Genomic DNA, 15,885 nt, shown 5'->3' with positions numbered 1-15,885 from the left:
AGCAACTTAAAAAATTATTAGAAGTTTATGATTACAAATGAAGACAGAAAAATAAGAGAAAAATTTGAACAAAAAACCTGGAATGAAATAAAAACCAACGATTCTTGGGCTATATTTAAAATTATGGCTGAATTTGTAGAAGGTTACGAACGTTTAAGTAAAATTGGACCTTGTGTAAGCATTTTTGGTTCTGCACGTACAAAACCAGATAATAAATACTATAAATTAGCAGAAAGTATTGCATTTCATTTAACTCAAAGTGGTTATGGAGTTATTACTGGTGGTGGACCTGGAATTATGGAAGCTGGTAATAAAGGTGCTGCTAGAGGTAGAGGAACATCGGTTGGATTAAATATTGAATTACCCTTTGAACAACACGACAATCCTTATATAGATTCTGATAAAAGTTTAGATTTCGATTACTTCTTTGTACGCAAAGTAATGTTTGTAAAATACTCTCAAGGTTTTGTAGTAATGCCTGGTGGATTTGGAACTATGGACGAATTATTTGAGGCAATCACATTAATTCAAACAAAAAAAATTGGTAAATTTCCTATAGTTTTAGTCGGCACTAAATTTTGGTCCGGATTACTTGAATGGATTAAAAACACCTTACTTGAAGAAGGAAATATAAGCCCTAAAGACCTTGATTTAATATCTATAGTAGACACAAAAGAAGAAGTTTTAGATGTTATAGACACATTCTACAAAAAATACAGTTTAAGCCCTAATTTTTAAACCCTTACAAACCCTTGAAAAAGTTAGCATATTGTATTTGTACTGTTTCTTTTATTTGTTTGAGCAAACTTTTTGCTCAAACAAATAAAATAACTATGTATGCTACTTTATACCCAGAAACAAACGAAATTAAAATACAACAAGAAACTACTTTTTACAACAAAACCGATAGTATTTTAAATGAAGTTTACTTTCATAATTGGCCAAACGCCTATAAAGACAAACAAACTCCTTTAGCAAAACGTTTTATTGAAAATTATTCTAAAACATTTCATTTTGCTAACGATAAACTTAGAGGAAACACCAGCATAAGCGGAATTTCTATCAATTTTGAATCTACAAGCTTTGAAATTACCAAAGAAAATCCAGATATTTTAAAAGTAAACTTAAACGAAGCGCTAAAACCTAATGATTCCGTTAAAATAGCCGCAACATATTTGGTGAAAATTCCGAATGATAAATTTACAAAATATGGTGAAGATGAATTTGAATACAATTTAAAATACTGGTATTTAGCACCCGCTATTTTCGATAAAAAATGGAAACTATACAACAATTTAGATATAGACGACCTTTATATAGATTATACCGATTATAATATTAGCCTAAAAGTACCAAAAGAATATAATGTAAACACCGACTTAAATGCCGACTATTTTATAAAAGACAGCATAAAAAACTATGACTTATACGGTAAAAGCAGACTCGACATCTCTTTAAATATTACAAAAACAACCAATTTTAAAGAATATAATTTTGATGATAAAACCTTTATCACAAACCTATCATCTGATGATTTAAGCGACGAAGTTAAAACAAGCATCCTAAAAAGAGAATTCTATTTTATTCAAACATTTTTAGGAAAATACCCACACGATAAAATATTTTTAAACAAAATAGAATACGACAAAAATCCAGTATATGGTTTTAACCAGTTACCGTCATTTTTAGCAGCTTACAACAATGCTTTTGAATGGGATATAAAATTATTTAAAATACTTTCAAAAAAATATATAGATCAATTATTTTTATTCAACAACAGAGAAGATTACTGGCTAGCAGATGGTTTACACGCTTATTTAATGATTAAATATGTTGAAAAATATTATCCTGAAATTAAAGCTATTGGTAATATTTCTAAACTTTGGGGTATTAAAAGCTTTAGTATTGCAAAGTTAGACTTTAACGAAAAATACCATTTTATATATCAATTTGCTGCTCGTAAAAACCTAGATCAAGCTTTAACAACACAAGCAGATTCCCTATCTAATTTCAATAGAAAAATAGCAAATAAATACAAAGCAGGACTTGGCTTAAAATATTTAGAAAGTTATATTGAAGATTATGATATTCAATCATCAATCTTCGAATTTTGTTTTACAAATTCTGGTAAAAAAATTAATAGTAACGATTATTTAGACTACTTAAAATCTAAAACCACAAAAGATCTTTCGTGGTTTGAAAACGATTACCTTAAAACTAATAAAAAAATTGACTATACAATTAAAAATATAACAGATAAGAATGACTCTTTAGAAATAAGTATTACAAATAAAAGAAATTTTACAGCCCCAATTCAGTTATATGGAATTCAGGATAAAGAAATTACGTTTAAAAAGTGGCTAACAGATATAGATTCTACTACAACTATTACAATTCCAAAAGGAGATTTTAATAAGCTTTCATTAAATTATGAATCGCAATTACCCGAATATAATTTAAGAAATAATTGGAAAGACACAGACAACAGAATTTTTAACAGACCGCTGCAATTAAAATTTTTTAAAGACATAGAAGACACCTATTACAATCAACTTTTCTATACACCAATCTATAATTATAATTATTACGATGGATTAGTTTTAGGAATGGCATTTTCAAACAAAACACTTCTAAATAAAAATATCAACTATAAATTAACACCATCTTTTAGCACTAAAAGCAAAACAGTTTCAGGCTCAGCCTCATTTCAATATGAATACCTTCCTGAAAATAAAAAAATAAATAAGTTTTCCTTCGGAATTTCAGGTAGCAATTTTCTTTATGCTCCAAATTTATCGTACACAACAGTTAGACCGTATGCTTTTATAGAGTTTAGAAGAAAAAGCTTAAGAGATGTTAGAAACAAAGCTTTAGTTGCTTCATTTACATTTATAGATAAAGAAAAATCACCAACACAAACCGAACATTACGAAACAAACAAGTATAGTGTTTTTAATTTAGGTTATGGCTACTCAAATCCAGGAATAATTGACGATGTTAGGTTTTCAACAGACTTAGAAGTTTCTAGTAAATTTAGCAAACTAACCTTAACAGCTCAGTATAGAAAATTAACAGATTCTAACAGGCAATTTGATTTTAGATTTTTTGCAGGTGCTTTTTTAACCAACAAAACAGAAACCGATTATTTTAGTTTTGCACTTGACAGGCCAACAGATTACTTATTTCAATACGATTATTTAGGTAGATCTGAAACCTCTGGTATTTTTAGTCAACAAATTATTATTAATGAAGGTGGTTTTAAATCTAAATTACCAGTTTCTTTTGCAAACCAATGGCTATCAACACTAAATACAAGCGTTGGAATTTGGAGATGGGTAGAAGTGTATAACGATGTAGGTTTTGTAAAAAATAGAAATAAAAGTATTTATTTTGCACACGAAAACGGTATACGTCTTAATTTTATTCAAGATATTTTAGAAGTTTATTTTCCTTTTTATTCAAATCTAGGCTGGGAAGTTTCAGCTCCACAATACAGTTCTAAAATTAGATTTGTATTAGTTATTAAACCAAAGCAAATTTACAATTTTGTAAAAAGAGGTTTTTATTAAATTCTATTATTTTATAACTTTATCTTCACTTTAATACTGTTTTTTTAAAAAAATATCATTATTTATTGTTTTTATTAAAAATAATTCAAAGCCTTATAGTAATTTTTAAATATCACATAAATTCTGTACCTTTGCAGAACTAAAAAAATAAAGTATGCAGCTAGAATCCACTTCAACAAGCCAAGAGCAACTTTCTTTTCAACAATTTAAAAAAGAGGTATTACAAGACTACAAAACAGCAGTAATTAGTAGAGAATGTAGTATACTAGGTCGAAGAGAAGTACTAACTGGGAAAGCTAAATTTGGAATTTTTGGAGATGGAAAAGAAGTACCTCAGTTAGCAATGGCAAAAGCCTTTAAAAAAGGAGATTTCAGATCTGGTTATTACAGAGACCAAACCTTTATGATGGCTATAGGAGAACTAACTCCTCAACAATTTTTTGCTGGTTTATATGCAGATCCTTGCCTAAAAGCAGACCCAATGTCTGGTGGACGCCAAATGGGAGGCCATTTTTTAACTCATAGTTTAGATGAAAATGGAGAATTTAAAAACTTAACTGAACAATACAATTCAACTAGTGACATTTCTCCAACAGCAGCTCAAATGCCAAGAATGTTAGGTATTGCCTATGCTTCTAAATTATATAGAAAAGTTGAAGAAGTAAATAACCCTAAATTTTCTAATAACGGAAATGAAATATCTTGGGGTACTATTGGTAACGCCAGTACTTCTGAAGGAGTATTTTTTGAAACTATAAATGCTGCTGGAGTTTTACAAGTACCAATGATTATTAGTGTATGGGATGATGATTATGGAATTTCAGTACCTGCAAAATTTCAAACTACAAAAGAAAATATTTCTGAAATTTTAAAAGGATTTCAAAGAGATGATAAATTTAATGGTTATGAAATTTTTGTTGTAGAAGGTTGGGATTACCCACAACTAATAGAAACTTATACCAAAGCGTCTAACATAGCAAGAAAATTACATGTTCCTGTATTAATTCACGTAAAAAACTTAACACAGCCACAAGGGCATTCAACTTCGGGTTCTCACGAGCGTTACAAATCTAAAGAACGCTTAGTTTGGGAAAAACAACACGATTGTATTGCTAAAATGCGTGACTGGATTTTTGAATTTGAATTACAAGACGAAAACAATAACACACTAAAATTTGTAGATTCTGAATCTGAATTGATTCAAATTGAAAAAGACGCTAAAAAACTAGTTGCTCAAGCAAAAAGAGAAGCTTGGAATGCTTTTTTAAACCCAATAAAAAATGAAAAATTAAAACTTGTTAATCTTCTAAATAACCTATCTACTAAAAGCAACAACAAAGTTTTTATAAATAAATTAAAAACTGAATTAACAACTATTTTAGAACCTTCTAGAAAAGATTTATTAGCCACCGCAAGAAAAGTTGCCGTATTTGTTAGAAATGAAAATTCTATTGAAAAAAAACAACTTCAAAACTGGATTACAAACTATTTAAATACAGAACAACCAAAATTCAGTTCGCATTTATACAGCGAAACTAATAAAAAAGTGTCGCATATTAAAGAAGTGTTACCAACCTATAATAAACACGCAGATTTAGTAGATGGTAGAATTATTATAAAAGATAATTTCGACACTATCTTTGCAAAAAACAATAATGTATTTGTTTTTGGAGAAGATACAGGTAATATTGGAGATGTAAATCAAGGTTTAGTTGGACTTCAAAAAAAATATGGAAAACTCCGAGTTTCAGATACCGGAATTAGAGAAGCAACTATAATTGGACAAGGTATTGGGATGGCTTTAAGAGGTTTACGCCCAATTGCAGAAATTCAATATTTAGATTATATATTATATGCCATTCAAATTTTAAGTGATGATTTAGCATCATTACATTACAGAACACTTGGAACACAAAAAGCACCACTAATTATTAGAACTAGAGGACATAGGTTAGAAGGTATTTGGCATTCTGGCTCTCCAATGGGAGCGCTAATTCACCTTTTAAGAGGTGTTAATATTTTAGTTCCTAGAAACATGACTAAAGCAGCAGGGTTTTATAATACACTTTTAGAATGTGATGAACCTGCTTTAATTATTGAAAACTTAAACGGTTATAGATTAAAAGAAAAATATCCAACTAATTTTGGCGAATTTAAAACACCTATCGGTGTAGTTGAAACAGTAAAAGAAGGTACAGATATTACTGTTGTCTCTTATGGCTCAACACTTAAAATTGTTGAAGGAGTTGCAAAAGATTTAAACCAAGTAGATATAGATATTGAAATTATAGATGTACAAAGTTTACTTCCTTTCGATGTAAAACATGATATTGTAAAAAGTATTCAAAAAACAAATAGGCTAATAATTATTGATGAAGATGTTCCTGGAGGTGCCTCAGCATATTTATTGAATGAAATTCTTGAAAATCAAGACGCATACCAATATTTAGACAGTAAACCAACAACACTAACAGCTAAACCTCACAGACCTGCTTACGGTACAGATGGCGATTATTTTTCAAAACCAAATGCAGAAGACATTTTTGAAACAATTTATGCCATAATGCAAGAAACAAATCCTTCAAAATTTAAGGATTTATATTAAAATTTACTTAAAACTTATTCTTACATAACTTTATCAAAACACCTTTTTAGATGTTTTTTTCATATAAAAAATATTTAAAATTATATGATAATTGTCAGCGAATTGATAATTATCATACTTTTTGTAATAAATTAACCATAACTTTGAGAATATCAGAATTATAAGTTCATATTCACCTAATATTTTATTAAAATGGCAAAAGTTAAAGGAGCAATTGTAGTAGACACAGAAGCGTGCAAAGGTTGCGAAGTTTGTATGCCTGTATGCAAAGAAGATGTTATTGGTATGTCTTCAACAGTAAATAGAAAAGGATACCATTATGCTTATATGAAAAATCCAGAAGCCTGTACAGGATGCACTAATTGCGCAGTAGTTTGTCCAGATAGAGCCATATCGGTGTATAGAGTTAAAGTTTCCGCATAAAAAACAAATTAAAAAGTATGTCTGAATTAAAATTAATGAAAGGTAATGAAGCATTAGCTGAAGCTGCAATTAGAGCAGGAGTTGATGCCTATTTTGGCTACCCTATTACACCACAATCTGAAGTTATTGAATATTTAATGACAGAACGCCCAGAACAAAGAACTGGAATGGTTGTTTTACAAGCCGAAAGCGAACTTGCTGCTATAAATATGGTTTATGGAGCTGCAAGTACTGGTAAAAAAGTAATGACCTCCTCCTCTAGCCCAGGTATTTCATTAAAACAAGAAGGTATTTCATATATAGCTGGAGCCGAATTGCCTGCCGTAATAGTAAATGTTGTAAGAGGCGGACCAGGGTTAGGTACTATTCAACCTTCTCAAGCAGATTATTTTCAATCTGTAAAAGGTGGTGGCCACGGAGATTACAAATTATATGTTCTTGCCCCTGCATCTGTTCAAGAAATGGCAGATTTTGTTGAAGATGCTTTTAAAATAGCCTTTAAATATCGCACTCCTGTTTTAATTCTTTCTGATGGATTAATAGGTCAAATGATGGAAAAAGTAAATCTTAAAGAGCAACAAAAACGCTTAACAGATGAAGAAGTTATAACGTTGAATGGCGATTGGGCAACAACTGGAAAACCTACAACCCGTGAACGAAATATAGTTACCTCTTTAGACTTACAATCAGAAAAAATGGAAGCCAGAGTTCATAGACTAATGAAAAAATATGAACAAATGGAACAAGAAGATCTTCGTTACGAAGAATTTCAAACAGAAGATGCAGAATACCTATTTGTAGCTTATGGTTCTAGCGCTAGAATTGCACAAAAAGCTGTAAAATTAGCAAGAGATAAAGGTATAAAAGCTGGTTTATTAAGACCAATAACGCTATTCCCATATCCTAAAAAAATATTATTTGATTTAGCCAATCAAGTAAAGGGAATTTTAAGTGTTGAATTAAATGCTGGTCAAATGGTAGAAGACGTACGTCTTTCTGTAAAACACAAAGTACCTGTAGAGCATTTTGGTAGAACCGGTGGAATTATCCATACACCAGAAGAAGTATTAGAAGCTTTAGAACAAAAAATTATAAAATGAACGTACTAGACATAATAAAACCCGAAAATCAAGTATTTTGTAAATCAAAATTAATGACAGATACTACGCTGTCATACTGCCCTGGTTGCGGACACGGAACTGCGCATAACTTAACAATGGAAGTTATTGATGAATTAGGTATTTGCGAAGATACCATTGGTGTTGCTCCCGTTGGATGCTCTGTACTAGCATATGATTTTATGAATATTGATATGACCCAGGCAGCACACGGACGTGCTCCTGCAGTTGCCACTGCTATTGCTAGAACTTGGCCAGAAAAATATGTATTTACCTACCAAGGCGACGGCGATTTAGCTGCAATTGGTACCGCAGAAACCATTCACGCTTGCAATAGAGGTGAAAATATTGTCATTATTTTTATTAATAATGGTATTTACGGAATGACTGGCGGACAAATGGCACCAACTACTCTAGAGGGTATGCGCTCCTCTACTTCACCGTATGGTAGAGAAATTAAAACTATGGGATCTCCGTTAAAAATAACCGAATTAATTTCAAATCTGCCTGGTGTATATTATGTTACTCGACAAGCTGTACATACACATAAACACGCAAGAAAAACTAAAAAAGCAATTAAAAAAGCTTTTGAAAATACACGATTGAAAAAAGGGTTGTCTTTTATTGAAATTGTTTCTAACTGTAATTCTGGTTGGAAAATGACTCCAAACGAGTCTAATATTTGGATGGAAGAACACATGTTTCCATACTTTCCTTTAGGTGATATAAAAGTAAACGGTATTTTAAAATAATTAATTATGACAGAAGAAATTATTATTGCAGGTTTTGGTGGACAAGGTGTACTATCAATGGGTAAAATATTAGCATATTCTGGCATTATGCAAGATCAAGAAGTTAGCTGGATGCCTTCTTATGGTCCAGAAATGCGAGGAGGAACCGCAAATGTAACTGTAATTTTAAGCGATGAAAGAATAAGCTCTCCATATTTAAAAGTTTTTGATACAGCCATTATTTTAAACCAACAAAGTATGGACAAATTTGAACACAGTGTAAAACCAGGTGGTATTTTATTGTATGAACCAAATGGAATATCAGAACATCCGTCTAGAACAGATATTCATATTTTTCAAATTGAAGCTAACAAAATAGCTACTGAAATGGGAAATAAAAAAATATTTAATATGGTTGTAATGGGAGCTTTTTTAAAAATTAAACCAATTGTTGAATTAGATAATGTAATTGAAGGTTTAAAAAAATCGTTACCAGAACGCTACCACAATTTAATTCCACTAAATAAAGAAGCCATCTCAAAAGGAATGGAAAATGTAAAACCTTTTACCCTCGAAAAAGTACCAAGCTAAAATAATAAATAAAGTTAAACATTTTTTAAATCGGTTATTTTATAATATCTTTTCATACAAATAATCGATTTTTTATGGCATCAATTTTAGTTACTGGAGGAAGTGGTCTAATAGGTAGCAACCTATGTAATTTACTAAAATCTAAAGGACATTCTGTTTTTGTTTTAAGCAGAAGTAAAACAAAAAAAAGCAATACTTTCTACTGGAATATTGATAAAAACTATATTGATAAAGAAGCAATTATAAATACAGATTATATTATTCATTTAGCTGGTGCAGGTATTGCTGATAAAAGATGGACCACTGCTCGAAAAAAAGTATTGGTTGACAGTAGAGTTAAATCCACAAATTTATTGTTTCAAAAAGTAAAAGAATTAAACCCTAATTTAAAAGGTTTTATTTCTGCTTCAGGTATTGGTTATTATGGTGCAATAACTTCAGAAAAAACATATTTTGAAAATGATACGCCTCACAACGATTTTTTAAGTAAAATATGTATGCTATGGGAAAAAGAAACTGCTAAATTCAACTCTTTAAAAATACGAACGGTTATTTTTAGAACTGGAATTGTAATATCTAAAGAAGGAGGCGCGCTAGAAAAAATTATAAAACCTATAAAACTTGGTATTGGTGCAGCATTAGGAACTGGTAAACAATACATGCCTTGGATTGCAATGGAGGACCTATGCAACATGTACCTTTCAGCTATTGAAAACATAGAAATTAAAGGTATTTACAATGCGGTAACACCAGAAAACATCACAAATACAATGTTTACTAAAATAACTGCTAAAACATTAAAAAAAACACTATGGCTTCCTAATATACCCGCATTTATTCTAAAAATTCTATTAGGTGAACTCGCTATTATGCTTTTAGAAGGAAGCAAAGTTTCGTCTGAAAAAATAAAAAAAACAGGATTTAAATTTAAATACAATTCATTAGAAAACTATTTAAACAAAACCCTCAATTAACACTTGTTAACAATGAATATTAGTCTTAATTAACTGAATTTTCATATTTTTATAAAAATTAAAAATATCAAAAACATGAAAAAGTTAAAAAAAGAAGATATCCCGCAAGAGGTTTTCGAGTTATATGATTCATACGCACATAATAAACTTGAAAGAAGAAAATTTATAGAAAAACTATCAATTTACACTATTGGAGGTATTACTTTACCTTCTTTACTTAGTTTTATTTCACCAAACTATGTTGATACTATTACAGTAAAACCTAATGATCCTAGATTAAATTCAGATTTTATCACATACAATTCACCAAAAGGTGGTGGAACAATTAAAGGGCTTTTGTCTATGCCTTCAAAAAATAAAGATAAATTACCTGGAATTATTGTTGTTCATGAAAACAGAGGTTTAAACCCATATATAGAAGATGTTGGCAGAAGAGCTGCTTTAGAAGGCTTTATTACCTTAGCTCCTGATGCTCTTTCTCCACTTGGAGGATATCCTGGCAATGATGATGACGGAAGAGCTATGCAAAGAAAACGTGATAGAGACGAAATGCTTGAAGATTTTATTGCCGCTTATGAATATTTAAGAACACATAAAAATTGCAATGGTAATGTTGGTGTTGTTGGCTTTTGTTTTGGAGGTTGGATTTCTAATATGATGGCCGTTAAAATACCTACATTAAAAGCCGCTGTACCGTTTTATGGCGGACAACCTTCTGATGAAGAAGCCGCAAAAATAAAAGCTCCTCTACTACTTCAATTTGCAGAATTAGACAAAAGAGTAAATGCAGGTTGGCCTGATTATGAAAAGATTTTAAAAGAAAATTCAATAGAACATACAGCATATTTTTATGAAAATGCAAATCACGGTTTTCACAACAATACAACTCCAAGATATGATGAAGCTGCAGCTACATTAGCTTGGACAAGAACTATCGATTTCTTTAAAAAGAAACTATAATCTAGAATTTATTTATCTAAAAGCAAAAACTAGTATTTTATAATTTAACACTTATAAAGCTATAAATAATTACAAAAAAGCCTGTAAATCTTAATATTTACAGGCTTTTTTGCATTAAAACATTATATAATGTTTAGCAACAACCAGAAGATTTAAAACCATCAAGTTTAAATCCTTCTTCAGAAAAATTAAGTGATACGGGTTCTAAAATTTCTTTTACAGTTGGATCAACGCTAAAATTAATACCTTCTATAGTGAAATTATCATCTTTTTCAAGTTTTTGATCAATCATTGCCATTTGTACAGATGGACCACAACAGCCTTCAGTTCCAAAAAAACGAATAATTTTGTTAGAAATATCGTCTGCAGATAATTGTTTTTTTAATGCTAAAATGGCTTCATTAGAAATATTCATTGTTTTATTTATTATGATTTTTATTATTTATTTGAAATTTTAACGACAGTTTATGTTCACCATCATTACGTTTATAATCGAGTTGAAATTTATACATTTCACATATTTTTTGATTGATAGCCAAGCCCAAACCTAAAGATTCTGCTCCTTCAGTTCCCTTTTGAAAGCGGTTAAATAATTTTTCGGTAGCAATTTTAGAGTTTTTTCCTGAATTTATAATCTCAAATTTCTCACTATTTAAAAACATTTTTATATAACCACCTTCGTGATTGTGTTGAATAGCATTTTTAATTAAATTGGTAAAAAGAATATTAGCCAAAACCAAATCACATTTTATTTTAACAGGATCCAATTCAACAGTCGTTTTAATATTTTTAAACGTAATAAGTTCTTCCATATTACCAATAATATTATGCACTAAGGCTCTTACATCAACACTATCTAACCTTGTAAATTCTTGATTTTCAATTCTAGAAATTAGCGTCAACGATTTTCCTATTTTTGATAATTTATTAGCTTCTTGATATACAGCTTGCACCCACTGAAGTTCCTGCTCATTAAGTTTTTGACTCTCCAATAAAAGCACCATTTTGTTTCTAATAATGGCGAGAGGTGTTTGTATTTCGTGAGAAATATTTTCATTAAATTCTTTTAATTTCTGAAAATCTTTTTTCACTTGATCCATCAGCGTTTTAACTAGCTTATTAACCTCTTCAAATTCATTAATATTAGAGACTTTAAGCTGCACCGGATTTTTTTTAGTTACATCGTAATTTGTAAGCTTAGGAAGGTTTTCAAAAAAAGGTTTCCAAGCCCATTTATATATTTCTTGATTGATGAAAAATACACCTAACACCAACAACAATGTTATTAATGTAGTTGTTACAAAAAGCCATATAATTAATTCATTCATCTCTAAAATAACGTGTTTTAGAGAAATTCTCATCTTTTGTTTATTAATATCTGTTGTAAACTCGTAAATTCTATACGGAATTAATTTACCTTGATAAGCTTCATAAATTAAGGTGTCTTTGTATTTATTTGGAATAGAAATATCTTTATTAATAGGTGTTGCAGTTACCAAATAATTAGAAGCTAGAAGAACTCCTTTTTCCTTAATTGTATAATTAATTCGTTTACTTTCATTTTGTAATACTTCATCTACCTCATTATTTACTTTATGTTGAATAAGATAATAATCGGCACCAAGCATAAGTGGAAATAATAATATAAAAAAAATGAAATAATATTTATTAGTTTTTGTTACTAAAATCATTTTTACTCGCCGAATTTATAACCTACATTATAGATTGATTTAATATAGTCTTTCCCTCCAAATTTCGCTATTTTCTTCCTCAAATTAGCCAAATGTGGATATATGAAATTAAACGAGTCTGTCATTTCAATATGATCGCCCCAAAGGTGTTCTGCAATAGCTTCTTTAGTTAGCAACCTATTTTTATTCACTACAAAAAAATGAATAATACTAAACTCTTTTTTAGTAAGATTTATAGGCTTATCATTTATAAAAACCTCATAATTATCTGGTTTAATTTTAATTTCATTAAAATTAATTTCGTTACTTCCTTTATAGACTTTTCTTCTGTAAATCGCTTTAATTCTTGCATTAAGTTCTGCAAGATAGAATGGTTTTGTTAAGTAATCATCGGCTCCAATTTCAAAACCTTGTATCTTATCTCCTATAGCATTTTTGGCAGAAATAATAATAATACCTGCATCAATATTTTTTTGCTTAACTTCCTTTATTATATCAAGTCCTGAGCCATCTGGTAATGTTATATCAACAATTAAAATATCGTAAGGAAATATTACTACTTTCATAAAAGCCGATTTATAATCATGTGCAACTTCACAGATATTGCCTTGTGCTTCCATAAAATGCTTTATGTCTTGCAATAATTCAATATTATCTTCAATAACAAGTATTTTCATCACTTGAATGATTTATATTTTTCTATAGAAAAAAATATTATTAATTAAACAAAGATATTATTAATTAACCTAATAGTCATTTTTATACATAAAAAAAGCAGCTTTTCAGCTGCTTTTCAAAATATCACATCATATTATATTGTGGGATATAATTTTATATGAAAGCTATTTTAATTTAAAAAATAACGAGTGATATTAAATTTTATATTATCCAGGTAAACCTGTCATTGTAAATATCATTACAAACAGTGCAACGGTTTCTACAACACCAATAATCATAATATATTTTGCAATATCGTTTGCACCTGCAGCAACAGCATCACAAGCTCTTGCCCCTACTTTACCTTGAAAAATAGCTGATCCTGCCATAGCAGCACCTGCAAAAAGTCCTATTAATATTTGCCAAAAATATGAATCTGGATTTAAGTTTGCATCTGCAATTGCGTTTTTTAGAATCATCCCATAAATAACCTGAGATAAAGGCGCTCCAACAAAAATAAGTAAGGCTGTTGCTGCTTTTTGCCCATTGGTTATCATTTTTTTCCAAGCTCCAATAGCAGCCATTCCGGCTATTCCTGTTCCTATTGCAGACCCTATTGCAGCAATGCTTAAAGACATTCCCATATCTCCTAGCCCTTGTACTACTGTTGTTTCAATTAATGCTATGCTTGTCATAATTTAATTTTTAAAATTTGAATAATTTCTTAATTTACTTTTCTATCGTTTTATTTTACTTTCTCTTTATTAACTATATTGGTTGAGCTTATTAATTTAAAAGGTTTATAAGCTTCTCCAGAAAATTGCACTCCTAAATGCCCTGCAAACTCCAACATATTTAAACGTATACCGTGTACCATAACAGCCATTAAAGCTAATGCAATATTAAGTCCGTGACCTAAAAACAATGCTACCGCAGCCATTATTAAATCTAAAATTCCCATATCTGAAAATCCATCAGGCACTATCATATTATTAAAACTAGAAGCTACTGCCGCTGTTGCCATACCCACTGCAAAAAGTCTAACATAAGATACAATATCTGAAAATCCACTAATTAAACTTAATGGTAAGTTTGCTACAGAAACACCCATACTTTTAAAAAAACTTTTACTTTCTACAGAGAAAAATGCAACCAATAGAGAGCCGGCTACAAACAACCAAACATTCCATTCTGGTGCTGTTTTACCTAAAACCAATTGTTCTGTTAAAAAAAACAATCCCCAAACTAAACTAACCCATCCTAACTCACTAAGTGCTTTTATAGAATTAATAAATTGAAAAAGTCTTACGCTATGAGCAATTGTTAAATGTATAGCACCAATAAGAAAAGATAAATGCATCATAAATGAAATATTATCAACTCCAAAACTGGCTATATTATCTATAATTAAATCGTTAAAAAATGGTAAAGCTGCAATATCCTCAGATCCAAAATAAGTTCCACTTAATACACCCCAAATAATGGTTGAGCCACTAAGTACATACATTAAAAAACGCATTTGAGAATCTACTTTTTTTCTAAATAAAAACGTTACTATTAAAAAAATAGCACCATAACCAGCATCTCCAACAAGCATTGCGAAAAAAAGTGCAAAAGCAATAAGAAAATAAATAGATACATCAACTTCTTTATAACCTGGTACAATATCTATAAATTTCATAACTGGATTTATAATATTAATCCATTTCGGATTTTTAATATAAACTGGTACATCTTCTGGGTTTTCAGGTTCAGAAATAGTATATCCCCAATTATTCTCTTTAGCAACAGTTGTAAAATCTTCTACAGCATCTTTTGGTAAATAGCCTTTTAAATAACTAAGTTTCCCTTCTATATTACCCATTCCATTTAGCGTTTGCTCTACACCTAAACGCTCTTCTAATTCTAAAAGATAATCTTTTAATAATGCAATATTTCCAACTTGATTTTCTAAAAACAAAGTAGATTCCTTTAATTGCTCTTCTGCTTCCTTTAGTTGTTCTTTAATAACTTCTAAAGATAATTTAGGTAACGTTTCTTCTTTTAAATCTAACCTTTCTGTTGCATTTGTTGCAAATAAAGCGACTGGAACTTTGTTATCATACTCCTGAAGAGTAGCAATACAATGGTCTTTTTTAAGTTCATTTACACTACTTTTATCAACCAGATACAAACGCACAAATATCCCTTTTTCTTGTAGGTAATTAAAATCTTTAACAGCTACATTTTCTCCCCATATATTATACCACTCTAACTGCTGGTTTAATTCAAGCAATTTATTATTACAATTTTGCTCAATTTCTGGAGTTAACAAAATACGATCTACAAGTTCTTTTGGCTCTATGGGTGCATTATCTACCAAAGAGACTTGCTTCTTTTTATTATTATAATTTTCTAGAATAGCTATTGCATTTTCTGCTCTATTAACAGCATCTAATCTTCTTTCAACTACCTCACCAACAGTATGGTTAATTTTATTGATATCCAATACACCTAACTCTCCAAGTTTTTGGATAGTTTCGTCTACCGAACTTGATAGTGTAAAAAGCAGTATTTCTTTCATTCT

At 29.9% G+C, this 15,885-nt stretch carries 14 protein-coding genes; 9 read left to right on the top strand and 5 right to left on the bottom strand.

The features are described 5' to 3' along the window. Positions 1 to 27 precede the first annotated feature (27 nt). The 9 genes from MKD41_RS15810 (at position 28) to MKD41_RS15770 (ending at position 10,971) form a co-directional block, all read left to right on the top strand. Positions 28 to 738, top strand: coding sequence for a TIGR00730 family Rossman fold protein (locus MKD41_RS15810; RefSeq protein ID WP_240243311.1), 711 nt, complete (start codon positions 28 to 30; stop codon positions 736 to 738). A 59-nt stretch (positions 739 to 797) separates the two neighbouring features. After that, positions 798 to 3,569 (top strand): aminopeptidase, encoded by a 2,772-nt coding sequence (locus tag MKD41_RS15805; protein WP_240243310.1) that lies wholly within the window; start codon positions 798 to 800, stop codon positions 3,567 to 3,569. Between the two features lie 154 nt (positions 3,570 to 3,723). Continuing rightward, positions 3,724 to 6,174, top strand: coding sequence for an alpha-ketoacid dehydrogenase subunit alpha/beta (locus MKD41_RS15800; RefSeq protein WP_240243309.1), 2,451 nt, complete (start codon positions 3,724 to 3,726; stop codon positions 6,172 to 6,174). A 192-nt stretch (positions 6,175 to 6,366) separates the two neighbouring features. Continuing rightward, positions 6,367 to 6,597: a 4Fe-4S dicluster domain-containing protein gene (locus MKD41_RS15795; protein WP_240243308.1), complete on the top strand. Its 231-nt coding sequence runs from the start codon at positions 6,367 to 6,369 to the stop codon at positions 6,595 to 6,597. 17 nt (positions 6,598 to 6,614) lie between these two features. Next, on the top strand, positions 6,615 to 7,697 hold the full coding sequence (locus MKD41_RS15790) for a 3-methyl-2-oxobutanoate dehydrogenase subunit VorB (protein WP_240243307.1): 1,083 nt from the start codon (positions 6,615 to 6,617) through the stop codon (positions 7,695 to 7,697). Continuing rightward, positions 7,694 to 8,467, top strand: a complete 774-nt coding sequence (locus MKD41_RS15785; protein WP_240243306.1) for a thiamine pyrophosphate-dependent enzyme — start codon at positions 7,694 to 7,696, stop codon at positions 8,465 to 8,467. The genes MKD41_RS15790 and MKD41_RS15785 overlap by 4 nt, the downstream gene beginning before the upstream one ends. A gap of 6 nt (positions 8,468 to 8,473) precedes the next feature. Then, on the top strand, positions 8,474 to 9,037 hold the full coding sequence (locus MKD41_RS15780) for a 2-oxoacid:acceptor oxidoreductase family protein (protein WP_240243305.1): 564 nt from the start codon (positions 8,474 to 8,476) through the stop codon (positions 9,035 to 9,037). A 74-nt stretch (positions 9,038 to 9,111) separates the two neighbouring features. Continuing rightward, on the top strand, positions 9,112 to 10,011 hold the full coding sequence (locus MKD41_RS15775) for a TIGR01777 family oxidoreductase (protein ID WP_240243304.1): 900 nt from the start codon (positions 9,112 to 9,114) through the stop codon (positions 10,009 to 10,011). Positions 10,012 to 10,086: 75 nt separating this feature from the next. Next, positions 10,087 to 10,971, top strand: a complete 885-nt coding sequence (locus tag MKD41_RS15770) for a dienelactone hydrolase family protein (RefSeq protein WP_240243303.1) — start codon at positions 10,087 to 10,089, stop codon at positions 10,969 to 10,971. Positions 10,972 to 11,104: 133 nt separating this feature from the next. On the opposite strand, the gene MKD41_RS15765 is transcribed toward MKD41_RS15770, so the two are convergent. From MKD41_RS15765 to MKD41_RS15745, 5 genes are all read right to left on the bottom strand, one after another. After that, positions 11,105 to 11,386 (bottom strand): hypothetical protein, encoded by a 282-nt coding sequence (locus MKD41_RS15765; RefSeq protein WP_240243302.1) that lies wholly within the window; start codon positions 11,384 to 11,386, stop codon positions 11,105 to 11,107. 4 nt (positions 11,387 to 11,390) lie between these two features. Beyond that, positions 11,391 to 12,662: a type IX secretion system histidine kinase PorY gene (locus tag MKD41_RS15760; protein WP_240243301.1), complete on the bottom strand. Its 1,272-nt coding sequence runs from the start codon at positions 12,660 to 12,662 to the stop codon at positions 11,391 to 11,393. 2 nt (positions 12,663 to 12,664) lie between these two features. Continuing rightward, the gene (locus MKD41_RS15755) at positions 12,665 to 13,339 is read right to left on the bottom strand and encodes a response regulator transcription factor (protein WP_240243300.1); all 675 of its coding nucleotides are present in this window, start codon (positions 13,337 to 13,339) and stop codon (positions 12,665 to 12,667) included. Between the two features lie 207 nt (positions 13,340 to 13,546). Next, positions 13,547 to 14,014 (bottom strand): hypothetical protein, encoded by a 468-nt coding sequence (locus MKD41_RS15750; protein WP_240243299.1) that lies wholly within the window; start codon positions 14,012 to 14,014, stop codon positions 13,547 to 13,549. Between the two features lie 50 nt (positions 14,015 to 14,064). Further along, complete coding sequence (locus MKD41_RS15745; protein WP_240243298.1) at positions 14,065 to 15,882, bottom strand: V-type ATP synthase subunit I; 1,818 nt, start codon at positions 15,880 to 15,882, stop codon at positions 14,065 to 14,067. Positions 15,883 to 15,885 lie beyond the last annotated feature (3 nt).

It is taken from the genome of Lutibacter sp. A64, assembly GCF_022429565.1.
Classification (GTDB): domain Bacteria; phylum Bacteroidota; class Bacteroidia; order Flavobacteriales; family Flavobacteriaceae; genus Lutibacter.
Note: the sequence above shows the minus strand (reverse complement) of the source record. Positions and strands in the feature narration are given on the sequence as shown.

Coding starts and splice junctions, on each gene's coding strand:
- MKD41_RS15810 (WP_240243311.1), top strand. CDS start 28: ATGATTACAAATGAAGACAGAAAAATAAGAGAAAAATTTGAACAAAAA.
- MKD41_RS15800 (WP_240243309.1), top strand. CDS start 3,724: ATGCAGCTAGAATCCACTTCAACAAGCCAAGAGCAACTTTCTTTTCAA.
- MKD41_RS15795 (WP_240243308.1), top strand. CDS start 6,367: ATGGCAAAAGTTAAAGGAGCAATTGTAGTAGACACAGAAGCGTGCAAA.
- MKD41_RS15790 (WP_240243307.1), top strand. CDS start 6,615: ATGTCTGAATTAAAATTAATGAAAGGTAATGAAGCATTAGCTGAAGCT.
- MKD41_RS15785 (WP_240243306.1), top strand. CDS start 7,694: ATGAACGTACTAGACATAATAAAACCCGAAAATCAAGTATTTTGTAAA.
- MKD41_RS15780 (WP_240243305.1), top strand. CDS start 8,474: ATGACAGAAGAAATTATTATTGCAGGTTTTGGTGGACAAGGTGTACTA.
- MKD41_RS15775 (WP_240243304.1), top strand. CDS start 9,112: ATGGCATCAATTTTAGTTACTGGAGGAAGTGGTCTAATAGGTAGCAAC.
- MKD41_RS15770 (WP_240243303.1), top strand. CDS start 10,087: ATGAAAAAGTTAAAAAAAGAAGATATCCCGCAAGAGGTTTTCGAGTTA.
- MKD41_RS15765 (WP_240243302.1), bottom strand. CDS start 11,386: ATGAATATTTCTAATGAAGCCATTTTAGCATTAAAAAAACAATTATCT.
- MKD41_RS15760 (WP_240243301.1), bottom strand. CDS start 12,662: ATGATTTTAGTAACAAAAACTAATAAATATTATTTCATTTTTTTTATA.
- MKD41_RS15755 (WP_240243300.1), bottom strand. CDS start 13,339: ATGAAAATACTTGTTATTGAAGATAATATTGAATTATTGCAAGACATA.
- MKD41_RS15750 (WP_240243299.1), bottom strand. CDS start 14,014: ATGACAAGCATAGCATTAATTGAAACAACAGTAGTACAAGGGCTAGGA.
- MKD41_RS15745 (WP_240243298.1), bottom strand. CDS start 15,882: ATGAAAGAAATACTGCTTTTTACACTATCAAGTTCGGTAGACGAAACT.